The sequence below is a fragment of the Streptomyces sp. NPDC051218 genome (assembly GCF_044455475.1).
GTDB lineage: Bacteria > Actinomycetota > Actinomycetes > Streptomycetales > Streptomycetaceae > Streptomyces.
Genome location: NZ_JBITEU010000020.1, coordinates 1 through 19,537, shown reverse-complemented (window position 1 = coordinate 19,537; position 19,537 = coordinate 1). Strand labels below are relative to the sequence as shown.

General features: G+C 72.3%; 3 protein-coding genes and 1 pseudogene. All 4 read right to left on the bottom strand.

Going from position 1 to position 19,537, the window contains the following annotated elements:
• Positions 1-164: 164 nt before the first annotated feature.
• A pseudogene (locus ACIBCK_RS38345) lies at positions 165-399 on the bottom strand (HNH endonuclease); the annotation flags it as partial.
• 85 nt (positions 400-484) lie between these two features.
• Positions 485-1,327, bottom strand: coding sequence for a hypothetical protein (locus tag ACIBCK_RS38340; protein ID WP_399397900.1), 843 nt, complete (start codon positions 1,325-1,327; stop codon positions 485-487).
• A gap of 110 nt (positions 1,328-1,437) precedes the next feature.
• Entirely contained in the window at positions 1,438-1,656 is a 219-nt protein-coding gene (locus ACIBCK_RS38335) for a DUF5988 family protein (protein ID WP_399397898.1), read from the bottom strand.
• A gap of 85 nt (positions 1,657-1,741) precedes the next feature.
• Positions 1,742-19,525 (bottom strand): type I polyketide synthase, encoded by a 17,784-nt coding sequence (locus ACIBCK_RS38330; protein ID WP_399397896.1) that lies wholly within the window; start codon positions 19,523-19,525, stop codon positions 1,742-1,744.
• Positions 19,526-19,537 lie beyond the last annotated feature (12 nt).

The following is a 19,537-nucleotide window of genomic DNA, read 5'->3' as shown; positions in this document are numbered from 1 at the left end:
CCGGCAAGCAGGGCAGCGGCGCTGCGTACAACTACGCCGAAGAGCTGGAGAAGAGCAACCACAGCTAGAGGCACGGGAACGCCCCCGATCTCCTGAAAGAAATCGGGGGCGCGCGTCTGCGGCGGCCTACGAGGCGGGCTCGCACTTCCCGGTCTGCATCCACGCCCCTGGGCGCTGCCGTTGAGCGCCTCGCACTCCCGGTCGTCGACCGTCAGCTCCCAACGCAGCTTCGTGGTCACCCAGTCCGCCGAGTACGTACAGCGGGCATCCGTCAGTCGGCCGGATCCTGGTCGGCATTCGACCGGTTCGTACGGGCGGTCGCGTGACCAGAGAGCGTTCGGCATTCAGGTCGTTGGCGTACGCCTCGCGGCGCTGGGCTGTCCAGGTGGAGCACGTCGATCGCGGCCACGAGGACGAGCGAAAGGGCTATGTCCCACCACTGGTCGCGTCTCCATTGTGGTTCTTTCCGGTCGCGCGGGGGCAGTCATGCGCTGATCAGTTCCGAGACGGTGCGGGCCACCGTCTCGTCCTTGAATATTTCCGAGTGATCGACAGCGAAATTGAGTTCTCTTCCGACGAGTTCCGCTTCCGGGAGCAGAAGCGAGGCTCGTGTACGGCTCAGGCCCCTCTTGCTGCTCGATGAGCTCAGGGCAGTTCCCTTGCCCCATATTCGGGTCACGTCCGTGCGTTCGGCGAGGGCGAGCGTTGCCAGGCGGGCCTCCGCCCGCGCGGTGGTCCGGCCCTCGGCACCGAGCCCGTCGGCACTGGCCAGGAGTGCGTACAGCTGCGCGGCGAGTGGAGCCGGGTCGCCGCCTGACTCCGCGGCCAGTTCACCCCCGCGTTCTCTCAGCCGCTGCACTTCCTTCTCGGCTGTCACGGGCAGTGGCCCGTCCGGAAGCAGGGCGAGGAATTCCTGGTAGATGAGGTCGGCATCGACGAGTTCCGGGTCGATGAGCAGCAGTCTGGGGGCGTCTCCCTGCCGCTGCTCCACCATCTCCGACATCACCGCCGCGAGCGTGCCCCCCACACCGTAGGCGAGAACAGCACGGACTTTCAGCGAACTGTCGCAGACTTCCTGGACCCACGGGCCGGCATATGCCTCGGCGGTCGCCTCCCAGGTCGTGTGACCGCTTCCGGCTGAGGTTCGCCAGACGATGTAACGATCGCCCAAGAGGGATGCGAGATATTCGAACTGCGGACCGCGGTTTCCGGCCGACGGCCAGTCGACCGCCAGCACGAGTTCGTCAGAAGGAGACGATCGGACTACATTCCATCGTTTGGGGTCATTCGACACCGGGTGATCCACCCCCTGCAGGACGTGACGCACGTCTCTTACTTGATTCAAGTTTTAAAGATTACGGTCCGGCTGCGGAGTGTTAACCCCTTAGGCCCCCCTACCCCACAGGTAAGGGGGAGATCCGTCGGCCGCGAGCCGTGTCACTCGGCGAGCTTGGTACCGCCCACCCAGACGAACACCCGAAGCTGCATGCCGTCGTGGATCTCGTTCTCGGTGGTCGGCTCGAAGTGTTCGTAGCGATTGCCCCGCAGCAGCTTCAGCCTGTCGCCAGTGTCCTCCACATAACAAATCCGCTGATTATCCGCCAGATAGGGCGAGACGCCGCCCCGGAGAATCACATTCGGTTCGACGGTGCTCATACGGTTTCCTCTCCTCAATGGCATCGAATTTCCTTGGGGAGCGATTTCGAGCAACGTATTTGTCACCTCATCGTGGGCGGTACCCCTATGCCACCCCTGGTTCCGGCGCCGGTGATGCTCCGTCGCCGAGCTGGTCGCGGATCAGGTTGATCAGCTCGTCGTCGTCGGCGGCCTGGATACGGTCGGTCGCGGTGCTCTCGGCGGTGTCCGGTTGGTCGGCGGTCCACTTGTCGAGGAAGGCCTGCAAACGGACGGTGACCCGTGCCTTGGACAGTCCGTCCGGCGGTGAGTCGGCCATCGCCGCCTCCAGCGTGTCCAGTGCCCCGATGAGTGGCTCGACGTCGGTGACCGGATCGGCGCCGGGCAGCGTGCCGTGCAGATGGTCGGCGAGGGCGGCCGGCGTCGGGTAGTCGAAGACGATCGTCGACGGGAGCGGCGTACCGCACTCGCGTGCCAACAGGTCCCGGAACTCGACGGCGGTCAGGGAGTCGAAGCCGAGGTCCTGGAAGGGGCGGCTACTGTCGATCTGCTCGTGCGCGGCGTAGCGGAGTACGACGACCAGCGCACCTCTGATCAGCTCCGTCAGTTCGGCCAGTCGCTCGGCGGTGCTCAGCGTGGCGAGTCGGGCCCGTAGCCCGGTGTCGGCTTCATCCTCGGTGGGTGTCTCGGTCAGCGCTACGGCGCGGGTCGCCTCGGGCAGTTCGCGCAGGAGCGGACTCGGCCTGCCGGAGGTGAACGCCGGGGTGAACCGGGTCCAGTCCACATCGGCGACGGTCAGCGTCGTCTCGCCGCCATCGACCGCCTGTGCCAGCGCGGCGACCGCCAGCGCCGGGTCAAGCGGTGCCAGGCCGCGGCGACGCAGGAACTCCTCCGCCTCCCCGGACGCCGCCATACCGGCGCCGGCCCACGGGCCCCAGGCCACCGAGGTGGCGGCGAGGCCGTGGTCCGCGCGGCGCTGGGCGAGCGCGTCCAGATACGCGTTTCCGGCCGCGTAGAGCGCCTGACCGCCGCTGCCCCAGGTGGCGGCGATGGAGGAGAACACCACGAACAGCTCCAGATCGGCGTCCCTGGTGAGCTGGTCCAGATGGGCCGCGCCGAGCACCTTGCCCTCAGTGATCTGCGTGATATCCGAGAGCGGGGTGGTCGCCACCGGGCCGGACTGGGCGACGCCCGCGGCGTGGACGACGCCGAGCAGGGGACGATCGGCCGGTACGGCGGCGAGCAGTTCGGCTACCGCGTCCCGGTCGGCGACGTCACAGCGGGCGACCGTGACATCCGCGCCCAGGGCCTTCAGTTCGGCGAGCAGCTCGTCGGCTCCCGGTGCCGGCGCACCGCGGCGACCGGCGAGCAGCAGATGCGCCACCCCGCGTTCGGCGAGCCACCGCGCGACCGAGGCGCCCAGTGCGCCGGTGCCGCCGGTGACCAGTACCGTGCCTGGTCGAGACGGCGTCCAGGAGGGTGCGGCGGGTTCCGGTTGGTCCGCCCTGACGAGGCGGCGGGCGCGGAACTGGCCCTCGCGCAGGGCGAGTTGGTCCTCCCCTGCGTCACCGCGCAGTACGGCGGCCAGCTGGGTCAGGTCCTGGTCGCCGCCCGAGGGCAGATCGATCAGGCCGCCCCAGCGGTGCGGGTGTTCCAGCGCCACGGCCTGTCCGAAGCCCCACAGCCGCGCGTGTTCGGCCCGGGTGACCCGGTCCGTGGCGTCGACCGCGACGGCGCCGCGGGTCAGGATCCACAGCGGGGCGGTGCACTCGGCGTCGCCGAGGGCCTGGGTGAGTGTGAGGGCCACCGCCAGGTCGGCCTGGTGGCCCGCCGGGAGGACGACTCCGCTGACGTCGCCGACCACTGCCGCGCCGAGTTGGGCGGCCAGCTCCTGCCGGTCGGGGCGGGTCGCGTCGATCGTCAGAGGTACGACGTGGGCGCCGGCCGCGCGTAGTGCGTCGCCCACGCCGACGCCGACGCCGTTCTCGTCGCCCGCCTCGGTGACCAGCAGCCAGGTGCCGTCCAGGGTGGCGTCCGGTATCGCGGCCGGGGTCCACTCCACCCGGTAGCGCCAGCCGTCCACCGCCGCGTTCTGCCGTGTCTGGCGTCGCCACGACGACAGTGCCGGCAGAACCTCCGCCAGCGCCTCCGGTTGGGCGACCAACCGCAGGGCGCTCGCGACCTCGGTCACGTCCTCGCGTTCCACCGCCGCCCAGAACCGGGACTCGACCGGTCCCCCGGCCGGCGCCGGCACCGCGGCTGCCTGCTCCGGCCAGTACCGATCGCGCTGGAAGGCGTACGTGGGCAGGGCGATCCGTCGGCCGTGTGCGGGTATCACCGCCGCCCAGTCGACGTCGACGCCCACCGCCCATATCCGGCCAAGTGCTGCCCATGCCGTGCGCACCTCGTCGCGGTCCCGCCGCAGGACCGGTGCGAAGACGCCGCTCACGCCGGACTGGCGCGCCATCGCGCACAGCACGCCGTCCGGGCCGAGTTCCACGAAGCGGGTGACGCCCTGTTCGGCCAACTGCCGTACCCCGTCGGCGAATCGGACGGTCTCGCGGACCTGGCGCACCCAGTAGTCGGGTGCGGTCGGGTCCGCGCCGGCCATCGCGGGGATCATGGGGGTACGGGGCTCGGCGAAGGTCATCGACTGCACGACCTTCGCGAACTCGGCCAGCATCGGCTCCATCAGAGCCGAGTGGAAGGCGTGCGACACCGTGAGCCGGCTGGTCCTGCGGCCCTGCGCCGACCACTTCGCGGCGAACTCCTCGACCGCCTCGGCCGCACCGGAGACCACGAGCGACGAGGGACCGTTCACCGCGGCGATGTCCAACCGGCCGCGCACGGCGTCGAGGATCTCGGCCTCGGTCGCCTCGACCGCGAGCATCGCGCCGCCGGCGGGGAGCGCCTGCATCAACTGACCGCGTGCGGCGACGAGTTCGCAGGCATCGGTGAGGGAGAGGATTCCCGCGCAGTGAGCGGCGGCGATCTCCCCGATCGAGTGGCCGAGCAGAACGTCGGGGACCACACCGAAGGACTCCAGCAGCCGGAAGACCGCCACCTCGACGGCGAACAGGCCGGCTTGGGCCCACACCGTCCGGTCAAGACCGTCGCCGTCGAACACGACGTCCCGCACGGGGAGTTCGTGCTTCAGGTCCAGCTCGGCACAGACCGCGTCGAAGGCGTCGGCGTACGCCGGGAAGGCCTCGTACAGCTCCCTCCCCATACCGGCTCGTTGCGCGCCCTGCCCGGTGAACAAGAACGCCGTACGCCCCTCGCTGGTCGTGTCCGAGATCAGGTCGGCGGCCGGTTCGCCGGTGGCCAGTGCGGCAAGGCCGGCCAGTAGGTCGTCGTAGCCGGCGCCCATGACCACCGCGCGGTGCTCGAAGTCGGCTCGGGACAGCAGGGATCTGGCGACGTCCGTCGGTGCCGCATCCGGCTGTGCGGACAGGGCGTCGTGCAGTCGCCTCGCCTGCGCGGCGAGGGCGGTGGCGGACCGGCCGGACACCAGCCAGGGCGGTGTCGTCCCGTCGGTCGGGTGATCGGCCGGGGCCGGATCGTCCGCCGGGGCCGGTTCGGCCTCCAGGATGATGTGGGCGTTGGTGCCGCTGATGCCGAACGAGGAGACGCCCGCCCGGCGCGGGCGGCCCGCCTCGGGCCACGGTCGCGCCTGGGTCAGCAACTCCACCGCGCCGGCCGACCAGTCCACCTGCGGAGTGGGCTCATCGGCGTGCAGCGTCGGCGGTAGCGTGCCGTGTCGTAGCGCAAGCACCATCTTGATCACGCCCGCGACACCGGCGGCCGCCTGGGTGTGGCCCAGGTTCGACTTGATCGAGCCGAGCCACAGCGGCCGGTCGGCGCCCCGGTCCTGGCCGTACGTCGCCAGCAGCGCCTGCGCCTCGATCGGGTCGCCGAGTCTGGTGCCCGTACCGTGTGCCTCGACCGCGTCGACCTCCGACGGCGACAGTCGCGCGTCCGCCAACGCCGCCCGGATGACCCGCTGTTGGGAGGGGCCGTTGGGCGCCGTCAGACCGTTGGAGGCGCCGTCCTGGTTGACCGCGCTGCCGCGTACCACCGCGAGGATCTGGTGCCCGTTGCGGCGGGCGTCCGAGAGCCGCTCCACCAGCAGTACGCCGGCGCCCTCGCCCCAGCCCGTGCCGTCCGCGTCGGCCGAGAAGGCCTTGCAGCGGCCGTCGTCGGCCAGGCCGCCCTGCCGGGCGAACTCGGTGAACGCCGCCTCGGTGGACATCACCGACACACCGCCGGCGAGTGCCAGATCGCACTCGCCGCGCCGTAGCGCCTGCGCGGCCAGATGGAGCGCCACCAGCGACGACGAACACGCCGTGTCGATGGTGAGCGCCGGCCCTTCCAGGCCGAAGGCGTACGACACCCGGCCGGACAGCACCGCCGCCGCGTTGCCGGTGGCCGCGTGGGCGTCCAGGCCCTCGTCGGCGGATCCGGCCAGCACCACCGGGTAGTCCTGTCCGTTGGTGCCGGCGAACACCCCGACGGAACGGCCGCGTACCGCGCGCGGGTCCACCCCGGCGGACTCGAAGGCCTCCCACACCGTCTCGAGGAGCAGCCGCTGCTGGGGGTCCATCGCCAGCGCCTCACGCGGGCTGATCCCGAACAGCCCCGCGTCGAACTCCGCGACGCCGTCGACGAAACCGCCGCGCAGCGCGGGGGAGTTGGGCAGCGCGGTGAGATCCCAGCCTCGGTCGGTGGGGAACGTCGTCATGGCGTCCACCCCGCCGGTGAGCAGGTCCCACAGTTCGTCGGGGGAGCCGACGCCGCCGGGCAGCCGGCACGCCATTCCGACCAGCGCCAGCGGCTCGTCCACCTCGGTGGCGGAGCCAGTCGCGGGCTCGACGGCCGGGGTCAACACCTCTTCGCTTCCGAACAGTTCCTCACCCAGGAACCGCGCCAACTCCGCGGGGGTCGGCCGGTCGAAGACCAGGGAGGCGGGCAGCCGCAGTCCGGTCCGTACGCCGGCCAGGTTCCGGAACTCCACGGCCGCCAGCGAGTCGAAGCCGAGGTCCCGGAACGCTTGACCGGCACCCACCGCCTCCGCCGAACCGTGCCCCAGTACCGTCGCCGCCCACGAGCGGACCGCCGCCAGCAGCAGCGCGTCGCGCCGGCCCGCCGGTGCCGCCGTCAGCTCCGCCCGGAACTCCGCGGCCGGCCCTGCCTCGGTGGCCGGGGTACGGGGGGACGCCGCTTCGGGCAGTTCGGTCAGCAGCGCGCTGGGGCGGGTGCCGGTCAGTCCGGCCGCGAACAGCGGCCAGTCGATATCGGCGATCACCGGGTCCTGGTCGCCGGTCGCCAGGGCCCCCGCCAGCGCCGCGACGGCCAGTTCCGGGTCCAGCGGGGACAGGCCGCCGCGCCGTAGCCGGTCGGCGACCGCCTGGTCGTCGGCCGCCATACCGTCCTGGGCCCAGGGCCCCCAGGCGACCGAGATGCCGGGCAGCCCGCGGGCTCGGCGGCCGTGCATCCACGCGTCGACGAAGGCGTTGGCGGCGGCGTAATTGCCCTGTCCCGCACTGCCCACCGTTCCGGCCAGCGAGGAGAACGCGACGAAGAACTCCAGCTCCGCTCCCCCGGTCGCCTCGTCGAGTGCGACCAGTCCGGGCACCTTGGCGGCCAGTACCGTCTCGAAGCGTTCCGGCGTGAGCGCGTCGAGCGTGCTGTCGTCCAGTACCCCGGCGGCGTGCACCACACCGATCAGCGGGTGTTCGGCCGGGAGCCGCTCCAGTGCGCCGGCCAACGCCGCAGGGTCGGTGACATCGCCGGTCTCGACCGTTACCCGGGTGCCGAAGTCGGCCAGTTCGGCGACCAGTTCGGCCACGCCCGGAGCCCGCGTACCACGTCGGCCCATCAGCACCACGTGGGGTACGCCCCGCTCAGCGAGCCAGCGTGCGACCACCGAGCCGAGCGCTCCGGTACCACCGGTCACCAGCACGGCACCCGGCCGCGACGGCGACCACGGGGTGCTGCCGGCGGACTCGGCGCGCACCAGGCGACGCCCGTACACACCGGCCGCGCGCACCGCCACCTGGTCCTCACCGGTGCCGCCACCGAGGACGGCGGCGAGGCGTGCTCCGGCTCTGGCGTCCAGCACGGGCGGGACGTCGAGGAGGCCGCCCCAACGGTCCGGCTGTTCCAGTGCCGCGACCCGGCCGAGTCCCCAGATCTGCGCCGGCACCGCGGCGGGCGCCGCGTCCGAGCGTCCGACCGAGACGGCGCCGCTGGTCAACGCCCACAGGGGGGCGTCGATTCCGGCGTCGCCGAGCGCCTGGAGCAGACACAGGGTCAGCTGCAGGCCGGCGGACAGTTCGGTTCGAGGGGTCGCGTCGTCCGCCCAGGCGGCGAGTGAGACCACCCCGCTCACCGGCCCGGCCGCGGCGAGCTGGGCGGCGAGGGCCGCCCGGTCCGTGCTGGTGGGTACGAGGTGGACGGCCTCGGCGCCCGCGCCGACGAGCGCGGAGGACACCTCTTGGGCGGGGGCGGGGGTCGGCTGGTACTCGGGGACGACGACCAGCCAGCGGCCGGTCAGTACCGGGGTCGCGGGCAGGTCGGCGACCGGGCGCCAGGTCGCGAGGTAGCGCCAGGAGTCGATCGCGGACTCCTTGCGCCGCTGCCGCCGCCACGAGGAGAGCACCGGCAGCGCCGCGCCGAGCAGGTCCGGAGTACCTGGGTCGTCCAGGATGTCGGCGAGCGCGTCGATGTCCTCGTGCTCGACCGCGTCCCAGAAGCGGGAGTCCGTCGTGTGGGCGCCTGGTTGCGTGGCCACAGTGGTGGCACGCGGCCAGTACCTGTCCCGCTGGAACGGGTAGGTGGGCAAGGCGATCCGGCGGCCGCCGGGCGCCTGTGTCGACCAGTCGGCCTCCGCGCCGTCGGTCCACAGTCGGGCCAGGGCCAGGAGCGCGGTGGCGGCGTCGTCCCGGTCGGCTCGTAGGGCCGGGGCGAACACGGCGCCGATGTCGGCCTGTTGGGCCATCCCGCACAGCACACCGTCCGGCCCCAGCTCCACCAGGCGGGTCACGCCCTCGAGCCGCAACGACTCGACCCCGTCGGCGAACCGGACCGTCTCGCGGACCTGCCGTACCCAGTAGTCCGGGCTGGTCAGAAGTCCGGGCTCGGCCGGCCGGCCGGTCAGGTTGGACACGACGGGGATACGGGGCTCGGCGAAGCCCGTCTTCTCCAGCGCGGCGGCGAACTCGGCCAGCATCGGCTCCATCAGCGCCGAGTGGAACGCGTGCGACACCGTCAACCGGCTCGTACGACGCCCCTGGCCGCGCCAGAGCGCTGCGAACTCCTCGACCGTCTCGGCCGCGCCGGACACGACCACCGACGACGGGCCGTTCACCGCCGCGATGTCCAGCCGGCCTTCGATCACCTCGACGACCTCGGTCTCGGTCGCCTCCACCGCGAGCATCGCCCCACCAGCGGGCAACGCCTGCATCAACCGCCCGCGCGCCGCCACGAGTTGGCACGCGTCCGGCAGCGAGAACACCCCGGCGCAGTGCGCGGCGGCTATCTCGCCGATCGAGTGGCCGAGCAGGAGGTCAGGGACCACGCCCCAGGACTCGAGGAGCCGGAACACCGCGACCTCCACGGCGAACAGCCCGGCCTGCGCCCACACCGTCCGGTCCAGGCCGGTGCCGCCGAACACCACCTCCCGTACCGGGTGTTCCAGGTGCGGTTCCAGTTCGGCGCAGACGGCGTCGAACGCGTCCGCGTACTCCGGAAACGTCTCGTACAGTCCGCGTCCCATGCCCGCGCGCTGCGCGCCCTGGCCGGTGAACAGGAACGCGGTACGCCCCCGCGTAGCCTCAGCCGACAGCGTGTGTGCGGCCGTCCCGCCGTCGGCCAACGCGGCCAGGCCGGCGAGGAGTTCGTCCCGTTCGGTGCCGACGACCACCGCGCGGTGGTCCAGGGCCGCCCGGGTGGTGGCCAGCGACCAGGCCACGTCGTACGGGTCGACGTGGCGCTGGGCTACCAGCCCGCGCAGTCGCGCGGCCTGGGCCCGTAGACCGTCGGCGGTCTTCGCGGACAGCGTCCAGCCCAGCGGGCGTGGGGAGCGCGCGGGTACAGGTACCTCACCGTCGGACGACGGCGCGTTCTCCAGCACGATGTGCGCGTTGGTACCGCTGATGCCGAACGACGACACCCCGGCCCGGCGCGGCCGGTCGGTGACCGTCCAGGGCCGGGCGTCGGTGAGCAGTTCCACCGCGCCGGTGGACCAGTCGACGTGCGGGGTCGGCTCGTCCACGTGCAGGGTCGCGGGGAGTACGCCGTGTCGCATGGCCATGACCATCTTGATAACGCCCGCCACGCCGGAAGCCGCCTGGGTGTGGCCGATGTTGGACTTGATCGAGCCCAGCCACAGCGGGCGGTCCTCATCCCGGTCCTGGCCGTAGGTCGCCAGCAGCGCCTGTGCCTCGATGGGGTCGCCCAGGCGGGTTCCGGTGCCGTGTGCCTCGACGACGTCGACCTCGTTCGGTTCCAGTCCCGCGGTGGCCAACGCCTTGCGGATGACGCGCTGTTGGGACGGGCCGTTGGGCGCGGTCAGGCCGTTGGACGCGCCGTCCTGGTTGACCGCGCTGCCGCGCACCACCGCGAGGACCTCGTGGCCGTTGCGCCGAGCGTCGGAGAGCCGCTCCAGTACCAGGACGCCCACGCCCTCGCCCCAGCCGGTGCCGTCCGCGCCGCCCGCGAACGACTTGCAGCGCCCGTCGGAGGCCAGTCCGTTCTGCCGGTCGAACTCGGCGAACGCCGCGGGCGACACCATGACCGTCACACCGCCGGCCAACGCCAGCTCGCACTCACCGTTGCGCAACGCCTGCGCCGCCCAGTGCAGCGCCACCAGCGACGAGGAGCACGCGGTGTCGACGGTGACCGCCGGCCCCTCCAGACCGAAGGTGTACGCCACCCGGCCGGAGATCACGCTGTTGGCGGTGCCGGCCAGCAGATACCCGTCGGCGCCTTCGAGACCGTCGCTGGGACCTCCGTATCCCGAGGAAGAGGCGCCGGCGAACACGCCGACCGGCCGGCCGCGCAGCGAGCGCGGATTCAGCCCCGCCGACTCGAACGCTTCCCAGGAGGCTTCGAGCAGCAGCCGCTGCTGCGGGTCCATGGCGAGCGCCTCACGTGGGCTGATCCCGAACAGCGCGGCGTCGAACTCCGTTGCCCCGTCCACGAATCCGCCTCGCGCGGCCGCTCCGGTCACGACGTCCTTGGGCCACTCGCGGTCGGCCGGGAACTCGGCGATTCCGTCGACACCGTTCGCGACCAGGTCCCACAGCTGCTCGGCGGAGCGCACCCCGCCCGGGTAGCGGGCGCTCATCCCGACGATCGCGATCGCTTCGTCCACGACGCCGACGCCGTCGGTGGTGGTGCCGGTGACCGGGCCGGTGTGCTCCAGGAGCTCGGCGGACAGGTGCTCGGCCAGTGCGGTGGGGTTGGGGTGGTCGAAGACAAGGGTGGCCGGCAGGGCAAGACCGGTCTCCGCACCGAGCAGGTTGCGTAGTTCGACGGCGGTGAGCGAGTCGAAGCCAAGGTCGCGGAAGGACCGTTCCGGCTCGATCGCTTCCGGGGAGGCATGTCCGAGGGAGACGGCCGCACGCGCCCGGATCAGGTCGAGCAGCATGCCGTGGCGGCGGCTCTCGGGTGCCGCGACGAGTTCGTCGCGGAAGGTCGCGCCCCGGTCTGCGGCGGCGGACGCCGGGGCCAGCGCCGCTGTTGCCTCCGGCAGTTCGGCGAGCAGTGCGCTGTCCCGGCCGGAGGCGAAGGCGGGGGCGAACCGCTCCCAGTCCACGTCGGCGACGGTCACGCAGCTCTCGTCGAGTTCCACCGCGCGTTGGAGCGCGCGAATGGCGAGGTCCGGCGCCATCGCGACCAGGCCGTGGCGGTACAGGTATTCCTCGGCCCCGCCCTGCCCGGCCATACCGTCGCCCTCCCACGGGCCCCAGGCCACCGAGGTACCGCTGCGTCCGCGCGCCCGCCGCTGCTCGACGAGCGCGTCGAGGTGGGCGTTGGCGGCCGCGTAGACGCCCTGCCCGCCGCTGCCCCAGGTCGCCGCGATCGAGGAGAAGACCACGAACAGGTCCAGGTCCACCTCACGCGTCAGCGCGTCGAGATGAGCCGCACCGGTCACCTTGACGTCCAGGACGCGGGCGATCTCGGCCTCGTCGGTGTCGGCGAGCGGTACGGCCTGTGCGGCGCCGGCCGCGTGCACGATGCCGGTCAGCGGGTGCTCTTCGGGGATCGCGTCCAGCACGGCTGCCAGCGCCTTACGGTCGGTGACATCGCAGGCGACGATGGTCACCTCAGTTCCGTGCGCCGCCAGGTCGGCCGCCAGTTGGGTGCTGCCCGGCGTGTCGGAACCCCGGCGTCCGAGCAGTACCAGGCGCGGCGCGCCCCGTTCGGCCAGCCAGCGGGCGACCCGCATGCCGAGGGCTCCGGTGCCGCCGGTGATGACGATGGTCCCGGAGGGCGTGTACGGCGTACCGGTCGACTCGCCGGCGGCGGCGCGTACCAGACGGCGGGCGTACGCGCCGGAGGTCCGTACGGCGACCTGGTCCTCGCCTGTGCCACCGGCCAGTACGGACACCAGAATGCGGGCGGCGCGGGCGTCGAACTCGGCCGGGAGGTCGATGAGACCGCCCCAGCGGCGCGGCTGTTCCAGCGCCGCCACCCGACCGAGTCCCCAGGCCTGCGCCTGGGCCACCTCGCGCAGCGGATCGGAGCGACCGATCGATACCGCCCCGCTGGTGAGCATCCACACCGGTGCGTCCAGCTCCGCGTCGTCCAACTGCCGTAGCAGCGCCACCGTTTCGGTGACCGCGGCGGAGGACGAGGCCAGCGCGATGACTCCGCGGACGGTGGCGAACGCGTTGGCATCCTGCTGGTCGGCTTCGCGGTCCAGCAGGGCGACCTCGGCGCCGCCGGCGCGGAGCGCCTCGGCGAGGCGGGCGGCCGGTTCGGCGTCGGCCGGGGCGGCCGCGACCAGCCAGGTGCCGGAGAGAGTGGCGGTGGTGCCGGCGAGGTGGTTGAGCGGGGTCCAGGTGACGCGGTAGCGCCACGATGCGATCACCGACTCCTGGTGGCGGGAGCGCCGCCACTGGGAGAGCGCGGGAACCACGGCGTTCAGATGGTCGGATGCGTCCAACAGGCCGATGGTGTCGGCCAGTTCGGTCAGGTCTGCGCGGTCGACCGCCGCCCAGAAGCGCGCCTCGTCCGCGTCGACGGGCGCAGCCGGGTCGACCGCCGCCAATGGCTCGGGCCAGTACCGCTCCCGCTGGAAGGCGTACGAGGGCAACGCGACTCGGCGGCCTGCGGGCAGCACCGCCGGCCAGTCGATCTCCGCACCGGCGGCCCACAGCCGGCCGACCGCGGCCAGGGCGGTCTCGTGCTCGTCCCGGTCACGGCGTAGTACCGGAGCGAACACCGCTTCGGCGGCGGTCTGTTGCGCCATTGCGCAGAGCACCCCGTCGGGGCCGACCTCCACGAAGCGGGTGACGCCGCGTTCGGTCACCTCCCGTACGCCGTCGGCGAATCGGACGGTCTCGCGTACCTGGCGCACCCAGTACTCGGGAGTGGACAGCTTCGCGCCTGCCATCGCGGCGACCACGGGGATACGGGGTTCGGAGTAGCTCACCGACTCCACGACGGTGGCGAAGTCCGCCAGCATCGGCTCCATCAACGCCGAGTGGAAGGCGTGCGACACCGTCAACCGGCTGGTCTTGCGCCCCTCCCCCGACCACTTCGCGGTGAACTCCTCGACCACCGCGGCGTCACCGGAGACCACCACCGACGAGGGTCCGTTCACCGCCGCGACGTCCAACCGGCCCTGTACGTCCTCGACCACCTCTGCCTCGGTCGCCTGCACTGCCAGCATGGCCCCGCCGGAGGGCAGCTCCTGCATCAACCGGCCTCGCGCGGCGACGAGTTCACACGCGTCGGCGAGTGAGAACACCCCGGCGCAGTGGGCGGCCGCGATCTCGCCGATCGAGTGCCCCAGCAGTACGTCCGGGGCCACACCCCAGGACTCCCACAGCCGGAACACCGCGACCTCGACCGCGAACAATCCGGCCTGCGTCCACACCGTCTGATCGAGGTCGGTGCCGTCGAACACCACGTCTCGCACCGGGCGTTCCAGCCTCCGGTCCAGCTCCGCGCAGACCGCGTCGAAGGCCTCGGCGAACACCGGGTACGCCTCGTACAACCCACGGCCCATACCGGCCCGTTGCGCACCTTGCCCGGTGAAGAGGAACGCCGTACGTCCCTCACCGACCGCACCCGACACCACGTTCGCGGCGGCATCGCCGGAGGCCAACGCGGCCAGCCCCGCGACCAGCTCGCCGTGGCCGTCGCCGACGACCGCCGCACGGTGGTCCAGCGCGGTCCTGGTGGTAGCCAGCGACCAGGCGACGTCGTACGCGTCATCTCCCGCCTCAGAGATGGCAGTTGCCAGTCGTTCTGCCTGGGCGCGCAGGCCGTCGGGCGTATGCGCGGAGACCAGCCAGCTGACCGGGCCGGGCGTGGACGTGGGCGTGGCCTCGGCGGGGGCGGGGGCGGGCTCCGCGGCTTCCAGGATGACGTGCGCGTTGGTGCCGCTGATACCGAACGAGGACACTCCGGCCCGCCGGGGACGGTCGGACAGCGGCCATGGGCGTGACTCGGTGAGCAGTTCGACCGCGCCGGTCGACCAGTCGACGTGCGAGGTGGGCTCGTCCGCGTGCAGCAGCGTCGGCGGCAATACCCCGTTCCGCATCGCAAGGACCATCTTGATGACTCCCACGACGCCGGCGGCGGCCTGGGTGTGACCGATGTTGGACTTCACCGAACCCAGCCACAGCGGACGGTCCTCGTCCCGGCCCTGTCCGTACGTCGCCAGCAGCGCCTGCGCCTCGATCGGATCGCCGAGCTTGGTGCCCGTACCGTGCGCCTCGACCGCGTCGACCTCCGACGTCGCGAGCCGCGCGTTGGCCAGCGCCTGCCGGATCACCCGCTCCTGGGAGGGGCCGTTCGGCGCGGTCAGACCGTTGGACGCGCCGTCCTGGTTGACCGCGCTCCCCCGCACCACAGCCAGTACCTCGTGGCCGAGCCGCTCCGCGTCGGACAACCGCTCCACCAGCAGCAGGCCGACGCCCTCGGACATGCCGGTACCGTCCGCGTCGGCGGAGAACGCCTTGCAGCGTCCGTCGGAGGCCAGACCGCGCTGGCGGTCGAACTCGGTGATCACACCCGGGGTCGCGAGGACGGTCACACCGCCGGCGAGCGCCATCTCGCACTCGCCGTTGCGCAGTGCCTGCACGGCCAGGTGGAGTGCCACCAACGATGAGGAGCACGCGGTGTCGACGGTGACGGCCGGCCCCTCAAGGCCGAAGGTGTACGCCAGGCGGCCGGACGCCACGCTGGTCGTGGTGCCGGTCATCAGATGCCCGAGCGCGTTGTCCGGCAGTCGCATGCCGGAGCCGTACTGGGCGTGCGCGGCACCGACGAACACGCCGGTGGACGAGCCGTGCGCGTCCGAGGTGGTGATACCGGCGGACTCGAACACCTCCCAGGCGGCCTCGAGCAGCAGCCGCTGCTGTGGGTCCATGGCGAGGGCCTCGCGCGGTGAGATCCCGAACAGGGCGGCGTCGAACTCCGTTGCCCCGTCGAGGAATCCGCCGCGCGCCGCCTCGGCGCCGACGATGTCCAACGGCCAGCCCCGGTCGGCCGGGAAACCGGAGGTCGCGTCCACGCCGTCGCTGACCAGTGGCCACAGATCCGCCGGTGAGGTGACTCCGCCGGGGAGCCGGCAGGCCATGCCGACGATCGCGATGGGTTCGCCGGGTGGGGCGGCGGTCGTCGGGCGCGTGGCCGGCACGGGGGCGGGCTCGCCGCCCAGGCGGGTGCCGAGGTACTCGGCCAGCGCGGTGGGGGTCGGATGGTCGAAGACGAGGGTGGCGGGGAGCCGGAGCCCGGTCGCGGAGTTCAGCCGGTTACGGAGTTCGACCGCGGTGAGCGAGTCGAAGCCGAGGTCGCGGAAGGCCTGGCGGGCGCCGACGGCCTCGGCCCGGGCGTGGCCAAGGACGGTCGCGGCGTTACCTCGGACGAGGTCCAGTACGAGGTCGCGCCGGTCGGCGGCGGACAGTCCGTGCAGCCGGGTGGCGAGGGTGGTGCGGGTTCCCTCGTTCCGGCCGGCCGCGCGTCGGCCGGCCGGGCGGATCAGGCCGCGCAGCAGTGCGGGGACCTCGCCGCCTCGGCCGAGGTCGAGGGGGATCGGCAGCAGATGCGGGGTGTGCGTCGCGGCTGCGACGTCGAACAGCGCCAGGCCCTGCTCGGTGCCCAGGGTGGGGCCCGTCCGGCTTCCGGTCGGGGTGGCGTCGTCGAGCAGATGGCCGGTCATGGTGCTGGCCTGCTGCCACAGGCCCCAGCCGAGGGACTGGGCGGGCAGTCCACGGGCGCGACGGTAGGAGGCGAGCCCGTCGAGGAAGCTGTTGGCGGCCGCGTAGTTGGCCTGGCCTCCGGTGCCGAGGGTGGCCGAGGCGGAGGAGTAGAGCACGAACAGGGCGAGGTCGGTGTCCAGGGTGAGGTCGTGCAGATTGACGGCGGCGTCCACCTTGGGGCGGAGCACCGCCTCGACCCGCTCCGGGGTCATCGACTCGAAGACGCCGTCGTCGAGGACGCCGGCCGCGTGGATCACACCGGTCAGCGGATGCCGGTCCGGTATCGCCGCCAGTACGTCGGCCAGCGCGGCGCGATCGGCGGCGTCGCAGGCCGCGACGGTCGCCTGCGCGCCCAAGGCGCACAGGTCGGCGAGGAGTTCGGTCGCGCCGGCGCTGTCCGCGCCCTGCCGGCTGAGCAGCAGTACGTTCCGTACGCCGTGTCCGATGACCAGGTGCCGGGCAAGCAGGCCGCCGAGCGTGCCGGTACCGCCGGTGATGAGGACCGTGCCGTCGGGGTCGAGCGGCGTCGGTACCGTGAGCACGTTCTTGCCCACGTGCCGCGCCTGGCTGATGTGCCGGAACGCCGACACCGCGTCCCGTACGTCCCACGCGGTGACCGGCAGCAGGCCCAGTACGCCGGCGTTGAACAGGTCGAGAACCTCGCTGAGGATCTCCCGTACCCGGTCGGCGCCGGCCTCGGCAGGGTTGAACGCCTGGTAGCGCACGCCCGGGTGGTCGGCCGCGACCCGCGCGGCGTCGCGGAGGTCGGTGCGGCTCAGGTCGGCGAACCGGCCGCCGTCACCGAGGAGTCGCAGGGACGCGTCGACGAACTCGCCCGCGAGCGAGTTCAGCACCACGTCCACGCCACGGCCGCCGCTCGCGGCCCGGAAACGCTCCTCGAACGCCAGGTCCCGGGAGGAGGCGATATGCGCGTCGTCCAGGCCGGCGGCGCGCAGTGTGTCCCACTTGCTGGGCTTGGCGGTGCCGAACACCTCCAGGCCGAGGTGGCGGCCGAGTTGTACCGCTGCCATGCCCACGCCGCCCGCGGCGGAGTGCACCAGCACCGATTCGCCCGGCCGGGCGTCGGCCACGTCCACCAGCCCGTAGTACGCGGTGGCGAACACGACCGGTACGGCGGCCGCCTGCGCGAAGGACCAGCCGGTGGGCACGGGGGCCAGCAGTCGGCGATCGGTGACCGCGCGGGAGGCTATACCACCGGTGAAGAAGCCGAACACCCGGTCTCCGACGGCGAGTTCGGTCACCCCGGGGCCGGTCTCGGTCACGATGCCGGCCGCCTCGGCGCCCATCTGCGCCTGGCCCGGGTACATACCGAGCGCGATCAGCACGTCGCGGAAGTTGACACCGGCGGCGCGTACGGCCACCCGTACCTGGCCGGCGGAGAGCGGCGCGTCGGCGTCGGGCGCGGGGAGCATCGCCAGGTTGTCGAGGGTTCCCTCGTCGATGACGTCCAGTCGCCAGGCTGCGGGTCCTTCGGGGAGGGGCAGGCCGTCGGCGTGTGGGCGGGCGAGACGGGGTGCCCAGGCCTCGCCGTCGCGTATCGCGAGCTGTGGTTCGCCGTCGATGACGGCCCAGTGCGGCCAGACGTCGTCGTCGGTGACGGCGGGGTCGCGGTCCAGCAGGACGATACGGCCGGGGTGTTCGGACTGTGCGGAGCGCAGCAGGCCCCAGACCGCCGCTCCGGCGAGGTCGGTCACCGTCTGGCCGGGTACGGCGGGCACCGCTCCGCGGGTGACGACCACCAGACGGGTGTCGAGGTACCGGTCGTCGGCGAGCCAGTTCTGGACGGTGCGGAGCACGTCGCGGGTGGTGTGGTGGACGGTGTCCGCCGACAGGTTCGCGTCGGGCGCGGGTCGGGGGAGGGTGAGGAGCGCGACGGGGGGCGGTGGGGTGCCGTCTGCCGGGGTCGATCCGGTGAGGTCGAGGCGCAGCCATTGGGAGGTGTCGGGCGGGGTGGTGCCGGGGTCGGGCAGCACGGTCCAGTCGACGGCGAACAGAGCGTCGCGTACGCCCTGTTCGCCGGCATCCCGCAGGCTGTCGGGGGTGATCTCGCGCAGTACGAGGGTGTCGATGGTGACGACGGGGGCGCCGGTGGGGTCGGTGGCTCGTACGTTCAGGCCCTCGGGGGTGGTGGTGAGTGTGACGCGGAGTACGGTCGCCTCGGTGGCGTGGAGTGCGACGCCGTTCCATGCGAAGGGGAGCCGGGTGCCGGAGTCGGTATCGGCGGTGACCGCGACGGCGTGCAGGGCCGCGTCCAGCAACGCCGGATGTACGCCAAAACCTGCGGCGTCGACCGCCTCGGGCAACTCCACCTCGGCGAAGACGGTGTCCCCGTCGCGCCATACGGCCCGCAGGCCCTGGAATGCCGGACCGTAGCCGTAGCCGGCATCCGCCAATCCGTCGTAGAAACCGGCTACATCCACCGGCCGCGAGCCGGGCGGCGGCCACGCCGCCGACTCGGCAGGCACGTTCGCGGGGGCCTCGCCCAGCAGACCGGTCGCGTGGCACACCCATTCGGCGTCGTCGGAGGGACGGGAGAACACCTCGACGGGACGGTCACCGGAATCGTCGGGCGCACCGACGCTGACCTGTAGCGCGACACCGGCTCGGGCGGAGAGCACCAGCGGTGTCTGCAGCACCAGTTCACGCAGGAACCCACTGCCCACCTGGTCACCGGCGCGGAGTGCCAGCTCCGCGAACGCGGTACCAGGCACCAGTACCTGTCCCCATACCGCGTGGTCCTCGAGCCATGCGTGCGACGACTGCGACAACCGCCCCGTCAGCACCGCACCGCCACCCGACAGACTGACGACCGCACCCAACACGGCATGATCCAGGCCGACTTGGCCCACCGCAGACACATCACCGGACACCATCGGGCGCGGCCAGTAGCGCTCGTGCTGGAAGGCGTAGGTCGGCAGGTCCACGCGATGTCCGGCCGGGACGACCGCAGACCAGTCGACGTCGACACCCGCCACCCACGCCTCCGCGAGCGCCGTCAGGAAACGCTCCTCACCACCCTCGTCACGACGGAGCGAACCCACCACCACAGCATCCGCGTCCGCAGCCTCGGCCGTCTCCTGGACACCGACGGCCAAAACAGGGTGAGGACTGCACTCCACAAACACCGACCGGCCATCAGCCAACAGAGCACGAGTCGCGTCCTCGAACCGGACCGTGGAACGCAAGTTGTCAAACCAGTACCCCGCGTCCATCGACGCCGTATCAATCGGGGCGCCAGTCAGCGTCGAGTACAACGGCACGGTGGAGGACACCGGTGCCACGTCGGCCAGGTCGCTCAGGATCTGCTCCCGAACCTCCTCCACCTGCACCGAGTGCGAGGCGTAGTCCACCGGAATCCGACGCGCCCGCACCCCCCGCTCCTCGCACAGCCCCAGCAACTCCTCCAACGCCTCCGGCTCACCCGACACCACCGTCGACCG